The sequence below is a fragment of the Synechococcus sp. TAK9802 genome (assembly GCF_014279535.1).
GTDB lineage: Bacteria > Cyanobacteriota > Cyanobacteriia > PCC-6307 > Cyanobiaceae > Parasynechococcus.
Genome location: NZ_CP047937.1, coordinates 104,037 through 116,758, shown reverse-complemented (window position 1 = coordinate 116,758; position 12,722 = coordinate 104,037). Strand labels below are relative to the sequence as shown.

Below are 12,722 nucleotides of genomic sequence, written 5' to 3'. Positions count from 1 at the left end.
CGCCGTGCGTCAAAATCGCTCCAACTTTTCCTCTTAACACCATGGTCGCTGCGCCCGCGTCACTCGACACGCTTTGCATCAACAGCATTCGGATGCTGGCTGTCGACGCCATCAACAAGTCCAACAGCGGCCACCCCGGCCTGCCGATGGGCTGCGCACCCATGGGTTACGCCCTCTGGGACAAGTTCCTCAAGCACAACCCCAAGAACCCGAAGTGGTTCAACCGCGACCGCTTCGTGCTGTCAGCCGGTCACGGCTGCATGCTGCTGTACGCGCTGCTGCACCTCACCGGTTACGACTCGGTCTCCATTGAAGACATCAAGCAGTTCCGCCAGTGGGGCTCCAAGACTCCCGGCCACCCCGAGACCTTCGAAACGCCCGGCGTTGAAGTGACCACCGGTCCCCTGGGTGCTGGCATCTCCAACGCTGTGGGCCTGGCCATCGCTGAATCCCACCTGGCGGCCAAGTTCAACAAGGCCGACGCCGCCGTGGTGGATCACTACACCTACGTGATCATGGGCGACGGCTGCAATCAGGAGGGTGTTTCCTCCGAAGCAGCCTCCTTGGCCGGTCACCTGAAGCTGGGCAAGCTGATTGCCCTCTACGACGACAACAGCATCACCATTGATGGACGCACTGATGTGTCCTTCACCGAGGACGTGCTGAAGCGCTACGAGGCCTACGGCTGGCATGTGCAGCACGTGGCCGAGGGCAACACCGATGTGGATGCCATCGCCAAGGCGATCGAGGCTGCCAAGGCTGTGACCGACAAGCCGTCGATCATCAAGGTGACCACCACCATCGGCTACGGCTCCCCCAACAAAGCCGACACCGCTGGTGTGCACGGTGCTGCTCTGGGCGAGGAGGAAGCAGCCCTGACCCGTCAGCAACTGGGTTGGGACTACGCCCCCTTCGAAATTCCCCAGGACGCCTACGACCAGTTCCGCCAAGCCATCGACCGTGGCGCCAGCCTCGAGGCCGAGTGGAACCAGACCCTGGCCACCTACCGCACCAAGTACCCCAGCGAAGCGGCCGAGTTCGAGCGGATGCTGCGCGGTGAGCTGCCCGAGGGCTGGGACAAGGATCTGCCCACCTACACCCCTGAAGACGGTGGCCTGGCCACCCGCAAGCACTCCCAGATCTGCCTGGGTGCTCTGGGCCCCAACCTGCCCGAACTGATCGGCGGATCCGCCGACCTCACCCACTCCAACTACACGGACATCAAGGGTGAAACCGGCTCCTATCAAGCCAGCAGCCCTGAGAAGCGCTACCTGCACTTCGGTGTGCGTGAGCACGCCATGGCCGCCATCCTCAACGGCATCGCTTATCACAACAGCGGTTTGATCCCCTACGGCGGCACCTTCCTGGTCTTCGCCGACTACATGCGCGGTTCCATGCGCCTGTCCGCCCTGAGCGAGCTGGGCGTGATCTACGTGCTCACCCATGACTCCATCGGTGTGGGTGAAGACGGCCCCACCCACCAGCCGATCGAAACCATCCCCTCCCTGCGGGCGATGCCGAACATGCTGGTGTTCCGTCCTGGCGACGGCAATGAGACCAGCGGTGCTTACAAGGTGGCCATCCAGAACCGCAAGCGCCCCAGCTCCCTTTGCCTCAGCCGCCAGGGCATGGCCAACCAGGCCAACTCCTCCATCGACAAGGTGGCCCTGGGTGGTTACGTGCTGGAAGATTGCGCAGGAACTCCCGATCTGATCCTGATCGGCACCGGCACCGAACTGGACCTCTGCGTCCAAGCCGCCAAGCAGCTCACCGCTGAAGGCAAGAAGGTGCGCGTGGTCTCCATGCCCTGCGTCGAGCTGTTCGACGAGCAGACCGACGCCTACAAGGAAGAGGTGCTCCCCAACGCCGTGCGCAAGCGCATGGTGGTGGAAGCCGCTGAATCCTTCGGCTGGCACCGTTTCATCGGCCTGGATGGCGACAGCGTCACCATGAACCGCTTCGGCGCTTCCGCCCCTGGCGGCACCTGCCTGAAGGAGTTCGGCTTCACGGTGGAGAACGTGGTGGCCAAGGCCAAGGCTCTGCTCGGCTGATCGCTAGAACACGTCAACAACAAGGCCTCCTGCCTCGGCAGGGGGTCTTTTTTTATGTCACCAACCCAACCAATGGCCTTACGCAAAAAAGCCCGACGTCCTAACGGACGCCGGGCCAACAGCTGACTTCAGTCAACACAATCAATCAGCTTTGTCGAGCTTGACCGCTGTGAGCTCGGCGGCTCCTGCTTTGGTTTCGAGCACCTTCTCAAGGCCCTCAAGATCTTCATCAGTGATCTTGGTCTGCATCGGGCAGTGCTTCGGTCCGCACATGGAGCAGAACTCAGCCTGCTTGTAGATGTCAGCCGGCAGGGTTTCGTCGTGATACTCCTTGGCCCGCTCCGGATCCAAGGACAGCTCAAACTGCTTGTTCCAGTCGAAGTTATAGCGGGCGCGGCTGAGCTCGTCGTCACGGTCACGGGCACCGGGACGGTGGCGGGCGATGTCTGCAGCATGGGCAGCGATCTTGTAAGCGATCAGGCCTTCGCGCACATCCTCAGCATTGGGCAGACCGAGGTGCTCCTTCGGCGTCACGTAACAGAGCATCGCCGTGCCATGCCAACCGGCCATCGCCGCACCGATCGCAGAGGTGATGTGGTCGTAACCGGGAGCAATGTCGGTGACCAGGGGGCCGAGCACATAGAAGGGTGCTTCGCTGCACTCCTCCATCTGCTTCTTCACGTTGAACTCGATCTGATCGAGGGGAACGTGGCCGGGACCCTCCACCATCACCTGCACGTCGTGCTTCCAAGCGCGACGGGTCAGTTCACCGAGGGTGTGCAATTCAGCCAGTTGAGCAGCATCCGATGCATCGTGCTGGCAACCGGGACGCAGCGAGTCACCAAGGGAGAAGGTGCAGTCGTAGCGCTTGAAGATCTCGCAGATGTCGTCAAACCGCGTGTAGAGCGGGTTCTGACGGTGGTGATACAGCATCCATTGCGCCAGGATGCCGCCGCCGCGGCTGACGATGCCGGTGATTCGGCCTTTCACCTTGGGAAGATGCTCAATCAACAGGCCAGCGTGGATGGTCTGATAGTCGACGCCCTGCTGACAGTGCTTCTCGATGATGTGGAGGAAGTCGTCCTCATCGAGCTTCTCGATCGATCCGTGGACGCTCTCAAGAGCCTGATAAACAGGCACGGTGCCGATTGGAACGGGGGATGCACCGATGATCGCGGTGCGCACCTCATCGAGGTTGACGCCGCCGGTGGAGAGATCCATCACGGTATCGGCGCCGTACTTCACCGCCAGCTTCAGCTTCTTCACCTCCTCAGCGGCATCAGACGCATTCGGAGAGGCGCCGATGTTGGCGTTCACCTTGCACTTGCTGGCGATGCCGATCGCCATCGGCTCCAGATTGGTGTGGTTGATGTTGGCCGGGATGATCATTCGCCCCCGGGCCACCTCTTCCATCACCAGCGACTCGGGCAGGTTCTCCCGCTTCGCCACATGGGCCATTTCTTCGGTGACCACGCCCTGACGGGCGTAGTGCATCTGAGAGACGTTGGCCTGACCCTTACGGGACTCAACCCAGGAAGCGCGCATGATCTGAGGTGCGACGGACAGCCCAGGGGTCGACGTTTGGCCGTGGATCACGCTCAAGCACTTCCCTGCGCCGGCATGACCCGGAATCAGGTTCGGAGGGTGTGATCTCAGTCTGGGTTCATGAGAAAACCCGGACACCCCTAGTGATGTTTGAACGCTAGCAAGCGTTGCTCAAAGACCCGTTCAGCTGACCTGCAAACCATTGAGCACCGCAGCCACCACCCGGTGATCGCTGTCCTGCTGCAGAGATTGCAACAAGCCTCTGGCCTGCACCGCGATGGGATCGGTACCCGCTTCCCGAACAATCCGACTGAGAATTTCAGCCCCACTCACCCGCACGGTGCCATCGGCATCGGCAATCGCCATGGTTGCCAACTCCAGTAACCAACCCAGATCAATGTCGGGTTGTTCCGCCAAGGCGGACAGAATGCTGCAGCGCACCAGCCAGGCGGCATCAACTTCAAAGGCCGAACGCAGCAAAGGCCAGGCCCGCTCCACTCCATAGCTGGCCAAAGCATTGGCTGCCTCGGCCCGCACATTGGGGTCTTCATCGGCGGTGATCAACGCACTCAGCACAGTCCAGCCCTGTTCGGTGCGCTTGTAGCCCAATCCACTGCAGCTCAAAGAACGCACCAGAAAGGGCTTCTGCTCCGTGCCCAGCACCAGCAACGGCACAGCCTCAGCGTCCGAACAATGGCGGAGCTTTGTGATCGCCGGCATCGCCTGAACCGGATCCCCACTGGCAATGGCCTGGCGGACCTCTTCGAGATCAGGGCGTTGCGGATCGGTCTCATTCATGGGTTGCTGCCAGGGGTGCGCGCCCGTTGAAGATCGGCCAACAGCCTGGCGCGGCGGCGCTGCCGACCGAGAGCGCTGCTGATGATCAGACCCGAACCCACCAATATTGCGGGCAACACCTGCACCCGGTCCTTGCCCTGGCGCTGGTTGGTGGCCAGCAACGCGAGCAGGATCAGCAACGGAGTCCCGAGGGAAACCCAAATCACCGCACGACGTTGGTTCATGCCGAGTTGTTCTCCGTGATCCAGGCCAGCACGGTGGCCGTGAGAACCGCAATGCCAACACCGAGGGCATCTTCCTCCAGTGCGAACGCTCCGTTGTGCAGCGGCGCACACCCCTCGGGCCCGGCCACGCCCAGCCGCACCATCATTCCCGGCACATCCCGAAGCAGCTCAGCAAAGTCTTCCGCCCCCAGGGAAGGCTGCTCCACCGGCAGCACCTTGTCGCGCCCCAAACACTCCACCGCACAACGTTCGAGCAAGGTCGTGAGCTGCGGATCGTTGTGCACCGGTGGCGCGATGCAGCGGTAATTCACCACTGCCGTACCCCCTCCACTGGCACAGATCCCCTGCACCGTCTCATCGATCCAAGCCGGCAGCTGGGCGTGCTGCTGCAGATCCAGGCAGCGCACCGTACCCAGCAAGCGCACCTGATCGGCAATCACGTTGAAGGCGCGACCGCCCTCCACTTTGCCGAAGCTGATCACCACAGGCTGCAACGCATCCAAGCGGCGGGCGATGGTCTGCTGAAGCTCTGTGATCACCCGAGCCGCCAGCCAAACAGCATCCACCGACTGGTGGGGACGGGCGCCATGGCCACCCTGACCCTGAACAAAGATTTCCAGCTCACCGGCCGCCGCTGTAAGACAACCCCGCCGTATTCCCACCGTGCCCACCGGCAGATTCGGCACCACATGCACGCCGTACAAGGCATCAAGGCCTTCCACCGCCCCCGCATCTCGCATCCAGACCGCCCCCTGGGCCAACTCTTCGGCGGGTTGAAACAGCAGCCGCACTCGAGCCCCTAAGTGGGGCTCCTGAGCCAGCAAGCGCGCCACCCCAAGACCCGTGCAGGTGTGCAGGTCGTGGCCACAGGCATGCATCAGACCCTGGCGGGTGGAGGCATAGCTCAGCCCGGTGCGCTCCTCCACCGGAAGCGCATCCATGTCCACCCGCAAACCCACCGTGGGGCCGTGATCGGGCCCCAACTCGGCCACCACGCCCGTGCGGCCAACTCCCTCACGAACCCGCCAACCCAGCTGACGCAGTTCACCGGAGACCAAAGCAGCCGTCTGATGTTCCTCACCGCTGAGCTCAGGGTGGGCATGCAGATGCCGGCGCAGCTGCAGCAGCTCAGGCAGCTCCCTGCTGAGTCGATCGGACAGGGACGTCGCTTGGGTCATCTCAGGACGCCTCCAGGGCAAGGAACGCCATCAGATCCGCCGTCGGCTGCGGTGGCCAGCGGCGCACCTGCTGCAGCCAATCGGCCTGGCGGTAACGCTGATCCAGGCCGGCCGCCGCGGCCCAGTGGCTTTCGGCTTCACCACTGGATCCTTCGCGCCAGAGCAGGCCGCTGAGGGCCGCCCGAGCGTCAGCAAACAAGGGATAGCGACGGATCAGTTTGCGCAATTCCGCCTCCGCCCAATCGAGATCTCCCGCCTGCCAGGCCGCCAGCGCCTCACTGGAGCGGGCCATGGCGAAGCCGGGGCGGGCCAGAGCAGCCTGGCCATAAAGCTCTCGCGCCAAAGGCCAGTCCCCTTGCGAGCCACGCACATTGGCCAGGTTGTAGAGGGCTGAGGCATCCTGCGGATCGCGCTCCAGAATCCAGAGATAGTCATCCGCTGCCGCGGACCAGTCTTGAAGCGCTTCCTCCGCCGTGCCCCGGTTCAGATGCGGGTCGCTTTCCTCCGGCGCCAGCACAATCGAAGCGCTCTGATCGTCGATGGCCCCGGAAGGATCACCCAGAGCGAGACGCACATTGCCGCGGTTGCTCAGCGCTGCTGCATCCTCTGGAGCCTGCTCCAGAAAGCGGTCCCAGAGGGGCAACGCCTCCACAAAATCCCCCTGACGGCTTGCCGTCAGCGCCTGCTCATAGAGCCCCTGCAGATCGAGGGCCTGCACCGGCAGTGCCAGCACCAGACTCATCAACAGGACGAGAAACCGGTTCATGCCGCCTCGGCCAGATGACTGCGGGCCGCATCCGTGACCATTCGGCCGCGAGGGGTGCGCATCAGCAACCCCTGTTGCAACAAAAACGGCTCCACCACGGTCTCCAGGGTGACGGGATCGTCGCCGAGGGCCGCCGCCAGAGTCTCCAGGCCCACCGGACCACCACCGTGGTGGTCGATCAGCAGCTGCAGCAAACGCCGATCGCTGGCATCGAGGCCCCGATGATCAACGCGGTGCAGGCTCAGGGCCTCTCCCACCAGGGCCTGATCAATGGCTCCACCGCTACCGCCACGCACGCTGGCCACATCCCGCACCCGGCGCAGCAGGCGGTTGGCAATCCTGGGCGTACCGCGGCAGGAGGCCGCAATGCTGCTGCGGGCCTGGGGTGTGAGGGTGACCCCGATCAGCCCGGCGGTGCGCTCGACGATCGCTTCCAGGTCGTCCTGGCCGTAAAACTCCAACCGCTGGATCAGGCCGAACCGGTCCCGCAGCGGGGAGCTCAGCGATCCGGCGCGGGTGGTGGCCCCCACAAGGGTGAAGGGCGGCAAGTCGAGGGAACGGGTTCGTGCTGTGCTCCCCTTGCCCACGGTGAGATCGAGGCGACGGTCTTCCATCGCCGGATAGAGCAGTTCCTCCGCCACCCGGGTCAGGCGATGAATCTCGTCAATGAACAGCAGATCACGGGGCCGCAGGTTGACCAACAAGCCAACGATGTCGCGCGGGCGTTCCAAGGCCGGTGCACTGGTGACCTTGCACTGCACCCCCATTTCTTCGGCCAACACCATGGCCATGGTGGTTTTGCCCAAACCCGGCGGGCCATAGAGCAACACATGGTCCAGAGCATCGCCGCGGCCAAGCGCCGCTTCCACCGCAATGCCCAGCACCTGCTTGAGCTCGCTCTGGCCGACGTAGTCGTTCAGGCGCTGGGGCCGAAGCTTGTCTTCCGGCCGACTCACCACCTCTTCAGGTGCCGGCTGGGGGTCCACCAGCGCTTCAGGGCGGCGTGGTGGCTTGCGACCGGAGCTGGAGGAGACAATCGCCATGCGGGCAGGGTACCCAGACCTGGATAGGGTCGGAAGACGCAGCCGCAGCCATGGCCAAGGGAGGAGCGAAAAAAGCAGCCGCAGCCGCGGCACGGGCCGCCGCCAATCGGATGCTGGCGGACAACCGGCAGGCACGGCACCAGTACGAAATCCTCGAAACCCTCGAAACCGGCATCGAGCTGGTGGGCACCGAGGTGAAGTCGATCCGCAACGGCAAGGCCAACCTGCGGGATGGCTTCTGCCTGATCCGCAATGGGGAGCTGCAGCTGCACAACGTGCATATCTCACCCCACACCCATGCCGGCAGTTACTTCAACCACGACCCGCTGCGCACCCGCAAACTGCTGGCCCATCGCCGTGAGATCGACAAGCTGCGCGGTTTGGTGGATCAGAAAGGCCTGACGCTGATCCCCCTCAACATTCACCTCAAGGGGTCCTGGATCAAGCTCACCATCGGGCTGGGCAAAGGGCGCAAGTTGCACGACAAACGCGCCGCCGAAAAGGAAAAGCAATCCAAGAAGGACGTGAAAGCAGCGATGGAGCGCTACTGATCGAGCGGGTCCGCCCGACAGGACAGGGTGAACAGACTCGAAGAAACCCCTTCGTTGGTGACCAACACCTGCAGCAGCGAGCCAGCTTGCGGAGCAATCCGAGTCACCCGCAGGGGACCACGCTCCTCCTCCACCTGCCCGTTGACGCCGAAAACCATCATCTGCATCAGCGGTGTGCCGTTGATGCCCAGGACCACGGCATCACCTGCTGGAGCCTCCACCAGCACCAAACGCGCGCCACCGGCAGGGATCGGCAACGACGTGATGGCGGGTTCAAGCGGACGCGCTTTGAGCCGCACGATCTCAACGTCATCAAGGCTCTGAATCGCCGCTGCAATCCAGAGCTGAAGAAAGGGGTTGGCGGGTTTGCGGCCACGCATGGTGACCGGCAGCAGATCCTGGGCTCCAGCACTCACCAGATGCTCGACGACCCGCGAATGAACGCCCTGTTTCAACAGCGCCTCACGCGGCGGCTGCCAGTCCCCTTCCCTCAGACGCCCCAACTGGGCCCGAATCGCCGGCGGCAGCAAGGCAATCCGAGCGAGCCATTGCTCGGCCAGCTCGGTCCAGACCCTGCGGTACGGAGCATCCTGCTGCGACTCCGTGCTGAGCTGGCTGGCATCCACAAGTTCAACAAACCAACTGCGATCCACTTGAAGCGCTCGCAGCCGACTGAGCAATTGCTGGCGTTGATCCAGCTCCGCCGACGGCAAGCTGACGGCAGGCTGCTGAACCGCACGATCAGGTGCAGCATCGACGGGTGAACTGCGGGGCAGCAGGAACCATCCAATCGCGGAACCCACAAGCGCCAAAAACCCCAGAGCGATCACCACAGGCCAGAGACGACCCTCCGCGCCTTGCACGCGAGCTTCCGCACGGCTTGTTCGCAGCGACGTTGTGGGCTCAGGCACGAGCGCAAATCAATGGAGGGCTGATGGTACAGATGGTTTGCTGCACCCCCCTAGGGTCCGCAAAGGGATGGATCAGACCATGCACCTGGGCGGCGAGGCCTGGTTCTTTCGCCAGCGCGTCGCCGGGATCACCGAGCACAGCGTCAAATATTCCCCGTACGCCGCTGAACCGATCACACCAGCAGATCGCTCTGCATCTGCTTTTGCCGGCAAACTGAGCCAACAGACTCATCCCACAGACCAAGCCAAGGAGCTCAAGGCGGCATGAAATCAGACGAACGGCGTAAGGCGATCAAGCGGCAGCGTGAGCAGCTGATCCAAGACCTGGAAGCGGTGTACATGGCGGCCTTCGATCGCCTGGGGGAACTGGAAGGTGAAGTGGGAGAAGTGAAAGCGGCGCAGCTCACCCAGATGATCCTCAACTCCAAAACGGCCGCAATCGAGCCCCTGGAGAAAGAGATCGAAAAACCGGTGATCACCACCCCAGGCGAGGCATGAGCAGCTGGCTGGAGCAGTTGGAGCGGGAGCTGGATGCCCGGCTCTCCGCCTTTCTGCGCAACAACCCCGTCCAGGAGCACCTGTTCAGCGAACAGCATCTGAAAGATCGGGCGGCAGCCCTGCAACGGCAACGCCAGCAACTTCAGGGCGAGGCGAAGCAGCAACGCCAGCAGCTGCTAAGGCTGGCCGAGGACGTGCGGGCTTGGCGCAGTCGGGTGGAGCGTACCAGGGCAGCCGGCGCAGCCGATCTGGCCGGACGAGCCGAACAACATCTCACCAGCCTGATGAACCAGGGTCGCGCCCTCTGGGCCGACCTGGAGGATCTGGGACGCCGCTTCAACGAGGTGGAGCGACAGCTCAAGGAGCTTCAACAGCAAAAGCAAACACCCAGCCCCTCAACACTGGAGAAGGACTGGGCGTTGTTTGAAGCGGAACAGGAGCTTGAACAGCTGCGCCGCGACGCTGGACTGAATTAGATCAGGCCTTGGGCGCGGGGGGCTCGAGGCTCACACCCTCGGGGGGAGGTGTGGGATCCGGATCGGCGATCAGCATGTGCTGCAACACAATTTCCGGGCGCTCACTGTCGCGCCAGCGGATGCGGTAAGCAGGCATTTTGGTGCCACGGCTGGTGGTCTGCTCCACCGGCTCCATCACCCATCCCCGGCGGGAACGGCCCTGGGGATTCCGCTTGACCACGGCATCAGCGTGCTTGAAGCGAAACCCGACGCGTTCTCCACTCATGGGGATAGGACCATGCCACTCGTCCCATTATTCCACTGAGGGTGGTTCTCCCTTGCGAGACTCCGGCCGCAGCAGCGGGAAGGCGATCACGTCCCGAATCGAAGGGCTGTCGGTGAGCAGCATTACCAACCGGTCGATGCCGATCCCCAAACCTCCGGTGGGGGGCATGCCCACCTCGAGAGCCATGACGAAGTCCTCGTCCAACCCCTGGGCCTCCAAATCACCCGCCACCTTGCGCGCCTGTTGGGCCTCCAGGCGCTGGCGTTGATCCACGGGATCGGTGAGCTCACTGAAGGCATTGGCGTGCTCACGGCCAACGATGAACAACTCAAAGCGTTCCACCAAGCCGGGCTTACTGCGATGGGGCCGAGCCAGGGGCGAAATCTCCACCGGATAATCGGTGACGAAGGTGGGCTGAATCAGGGTCGTCTCCACCTCTTGCTCAAAGGCCTCATTGAGCAGACGGCCCACGGAGTCGGCCAGCTCAGGCGCATGTAGGCCCTTGGCGGTCATCGCCGCAGCCGCCTCATCCCGGCTGCTGAAGCTGTTGAAATCAAGCCCCGTCGCGTCCTGCACAAGCTCATGCATGGTGGCGCGCCGCCACGGCGGAGCCAGATCGATCTCGGTGCCCTGGTAAGTGATGGTGGTCGTGCCGCAGACCTCCTGGCACACCGCGCTGACCATCTGCTCGGTGAGCTCCATCATCCCGAGGTAATCGCTGTAGGCCTGATAGATCTCCACCGAGGTGAACTCGGGGTTGTGGCGGGTGCTGACCCCTTCATTGCGGAAGATCCGGCCCAGCTCATACACGCGCTCAAAGCCACCCACCACCAGGCGCTTGAGGTGCAACTCAGTGGCAATCCGCAGGGTGAGGGGCAGGTCGAGAGCGTTGTGGTGGGTCTCGAACGGTCGCGCGTCAGCGCCACCGGGTTCGCTCTGAAGCACGGGGGTCTCGATCTCGAGAAAGTCCCGCTGATCGAGCCAGCGGCGAATGCCGCTCACCAAGCGAGCCCGGCGCCGGAAGGTCTCACGGCTTTCGGGGGAGACCACCAGGTCCAGATAGCGCTGGCGGTAGCGCTTCTCCACGTCAGCCAATCCATGCCACTTGTCGGGAAGGGGCTGCAGCGCCTTGGTAAGCATGCGCCAGTCGCTCACTTTCACCGACAGCTCGCCACGGTCAGTGCGACGCAGGGTGCCGCTCACCCCAAGCCAGTCGCCACTGTCCACCAGCGAGGTGATCTGTTTGAACCAGCCCTCCTGCTGGGCCTCCAGACCCGCCTTCTCTAGGAACAGCTGAATGGAGCCCGTCTCATCGGCCAGGGTGAAAAAGGCCAGCTTTCCCATCACCCGGCGGGTCATCACCCGTCCGGCCACAGAAACACTGACGTCCCGCTCTTCCCCCTTGGGCAGATCGGCGTGGGTCTCCTGCAACTCGGCCATGCGATGGCTAGGGCTGAAGGTGAGGGCATAAGGGCCCTGCCCCAGCTCCTCCAAGGTCTTGGCCTTTTCCAGACGGGTGTCGCGCAGCTCAGACACAGCAGCAGGTCAGTCGGGCGCCATCCTGCCCGCCCGCGGGTTAATCAACCAGCAGCGGAGGCCTCGCCCATGCGCTGGGAGGCGTAGCCAATGCCTCGCACCGTGAGGATCAACTCTGGATTGCGAGGGTCAGGCTCCAGTTTTCCGCGCAACCGCGCCACGTAGACATCCACCACGCGCAGATCGGCTGCACGGCGAGGGGGATAACCCCAGAGCTGCTCAAGAATTTCAGCCCGTGGCACCACATGGCCGGGGTCGCGGAACAGCAACTCCAGCAGGCTGAACTCCGTGTAGGTGAGGTTGATGCGCTCGGATCCACGGGTGACCTGGCGTCGGTTGGTGTCCACCACCAGATCGCCGAGCCGCAAAACGCCCTGCCCCGTAGGCAGCTCACGACTTTCAACAACCGCATTGCCCCGGCCCACCCGGCGCAGAATCGTGGCGATGCGTGCCTCGAGTTCCTTGGGGCTGAAGGGCTTGGGGAGGTAGTCGTCAGCGCCCAGATCCAGGCCAGCCACCCGCTCGGAGATCGCTTCCACCGCGGAGAGGAAAATGATCGGGACGCAGGATTCGGCCCGCAGGCGGCGGCAGACGGCAAAGCCATCCAGCTTGGGCAGCATCACGTCGAGCACCACCAGGTCGGGGGACTCGTTATGGAACATCTCTAGGGCCTGTTCACCGTCCTCAGCGCAGATGACGCGATAACCCGACAACTGCAAGCGCATCACCAAAACGCGCCGAACAGCAGCCTCGTCATCAACGACAAGAATGGTCGCTTTCGGTTGTGAGGGCAGGTCGCCCGTCATCCGAATCAAACCCTTAACGAGCTGCAACCTTACTGGTCAGGGCCTGGAGACCGACACAAACACCCTGGCGCGCA

At 63.3% G+C, this 12,722-nt stretch carries 15 protein-coding genes and 1 riboswitch; of the genes, 5 read left to right on the top strand and 10 right to left on the bottom strand.

Annotated elements, in window-relative coordinates; genetic code table 11:
* Nucleotides 1-41: 41 nt before the first annotated feature.
* Nucleotides 42-2,051 (top strand): transketolase, encoded by a 2,010-nt coding sequence (tkt, locus tag SynTAK9802_RS00610; protein WP_186496736.1) that lies wholly within the window; start codon nucleotides 42-44, stop codon nucleotides 2,049-2,051.
* Nucleotides 2,052-2,192: 141 nt separating this feature from the next.
* Here tkt and thiC read toward each other — a convergent pair whose 3' ends face one another.
* From thiC to ruvB, 6 genes are all read right to left on the bottom strand, one after another.
* Nucleotides 2,193-3,596: a phosphomethylpyrimidine synthase ThiC gene (thiC, locus tag SynTAK9802_RS00605; RefSeq protein WP_186496735.1), complete on the bottom strand. Its 1,404-nt coding sequence runs from the start codon at nucleotides 3,594-3,596 to the stop codon at nucleotides 2,193-2,195.
* Nucleotides 3,597-3,641: 45 nt separating this feature from the next.
* Nucleotides 3,642-3,748: riboswitch (TPP riboswitch) on the bottom strand.
* Nucleotides 3,749-3,779: 31 nt separating this feature from the next.
* On the bottom strand, nucleotides 3,780-4,394 hold the full coding sequence (locus SynTAK9802_RS00600; RefSeq protein ID WP_186496732.1) for a HEAT repeat domain-containing protein: 615 nt from the start codon (nucleotides 4,392-4,394) through the stop codon (nucleotides 3,780-3,782).
* Nucleotides 4,391-4,618 carry a DUF3188 domain-containing protein gene (locus tag SynTAK9802_RS00595; protein ID WP_186496730.1) on the bottom strand — a complete coding sequence of 76 codons (228 nt, stop codon included), beginning with the start codon at nucleotides 4,616-4,618 and terminating at the stop codon, nucleotides 4,391-4,393. Before SynTAK9802_RS00595 ends, SynTAK9802_RS00600 begins: the two co-directional genes overlap by 4 nt.
* A complete protein-coding gene (locus SynTAK9802_RS00590) occupies nucleotides 4,615-5,796 on the bottom strand; it encodes an amidohydrolase (protein ID WP_186496728.1) in 1,182 nt (393 codons plus the stop codon). Before SynTAK9802_RS00590 ends, SynTAK9802_RS00595 begins: the two co-directional genes overlap by 4 nt.
* 1 nt (nucleotide 5,797) lies before the next feature.
* A complete protein-coding gene (locus tag SynTAK9802_RS00585; RefSeq protein ID WP_186496726.1) occupies nucleotides 5,798-6,562 on the bottom strand; it encodes a tetratricopeptide repeat protein in 765 nt (254 codons plus the stop codon).
* Nucleotides 6,559-7,605: a Holliday junction branch migration DNA helicase RuvB gene (gene ruvB, locus SynTAK9802_RS00580; protein WP_186496724.1), complete on the bottom strand. Its 1,047-nt coding sequence runs from the start codon at nucleotides 7,603-7,605 to the stop codon at nucleotides 6,559-6,561. The genes SynTAK9802_RS00585 and ruvB overlap by 4 nt, the downstream gene beginning before the upstream one ends.
* 50 nt (nucleotides 7,606-7,655) lie before the next feature.
* Here ruvB and smpB point away from each other — a divergent pair, with 50 nt between their 5' ends.
* On the top strand, nucleotides 7,656-8,156 hold the full coding sequence (smpB, locus tag SynTAK9802_RS00575) for an SsrA-binding protein SmpB (protein ID WP_115009647.1): 501 nt from the start codon (nucleotides 7,656-7,658) through the stop codon (nucleotides 8,154-8,156).
* Here the strand turns inward: smpB and SynTAK9802_RS00570 are convergent.
* Nucleotides 8,150-9,019: a hypothetical protein gene (locus SynTAK9802_RS00570; RefSeq protein WP_370586366.1), complete on the bottom strand. Its 870-nt coding sequence runs from the start codon at nucleotides 9,017-9,019 to the stop codon at nucleotides 8,150-8,152. The two genes, smpB and SynTAK9802_RS00570, sit on opposite strands and share 7 nt — an antisense overlap.
* Before the next feature lie 115 nt (nucleotides 9,020-9,134).
* Between SynTAK9802_RS00570 and SynTAK9802_RS00565 the strand changes: the two genes are divergently transcribed.
* Genes SynTAK9802_RS00565 through SynTAK9802_RS00555 form a run of 3 tightly spaced genes read left to right on the top strand, consistent with a single transcriptional unit; the run spans nucleotide 9,135 to nucleotide 10,041 of the window.
* Complete coding sequence (locus SynTAK9802_RS00565; RefSeq protein ID WP_186496722.1) at nucleotides 9,135-9,335, top strand: hypothetical protein; 201 nt, start codon at nucleotides 9,135-9,137, stop codon at nucleotides 9,333-9,335.
* Nucleotides 9,332-9,565: a hercynine metabolism small protein gene (locus SynTAK9802_RS00560; RefSeq protein ID WP_186496720.1), complete on the top strand. Its 234-nt coding sequence runs from the start codon at nucleotides 9,332-9,334 to the stop codon at nucleotides 9,563-9,565. The genes SynTAK9802_RS00565 and SynTAK9802_RS00560 overlap by 4 nt, the downstream gene beginning before the upstream one ends.
* Entirely contained in the window at nucleotides 9,562-10,041 is a 480-nt protein-coding gene (locus SynTAK9802_RS00555; RefSeq protein WP_186496718.1) for a hercynine metabolism protein, read from the top strand. Before SynTAK9802_RS00560 ends, SynTAK9802_RS00555 begins: the two co-directional genes overlap by 4 nt.
* 1 nt (nucleotide 10,042) lies before the next feature.
* Here SynTAK9802_RS00555 and SynTAK9802_RS00550 read toward each other — a convergent pair whose 3' ends face one another.
* From SynTAK9802_RS00550 to rpaB, 3 genes are read right to left on the bottom strand one after another with little or no spacing between them, the layout of a single operon-like run.
* Nucleotides 10,043-10,306 (bottom strand): hypothetical protein, encoded by a 264-nt coding sequence (locus SynTAK9802_RS00550; RefSeq protein WP_006851112.1) that lies wholly within the window; start codon nucleotides 10,304-10,306, stop codon nucleotides 10,043-10,045.
* Between the two features lie 27 nt (nucleotides 10,307-10,333).
* Complete coding sequence (gene lysS / locus SynTAK9802_RS00545; RefSeq protein WP_186496716.1) at nucleotides 10,334-11,842, bottom strand: lysine--tRNA ligase; 1,509 nt, start codon at nucleotides 11,840-11,842, stop codon at nucleotides 10,334-10,336.
* A gap of 44 nt (nucleotides 11,843-11,886) precedes the next feature.
* Nucleotides 11,887-12,648, bottom strand: coding sequence for a response regulator transcription factor RpaB (gene rpaB, locus SynTAK9802_RS00540; RefSeq protein ID WP_114988045.1), 762 nt, complete (start codon nucleotides 12,646-12,648; stop codon nucleotides 11,887-11,889).
* Nucleotides 12,649-12,722 lie beyond the last annotated feature (74 nt).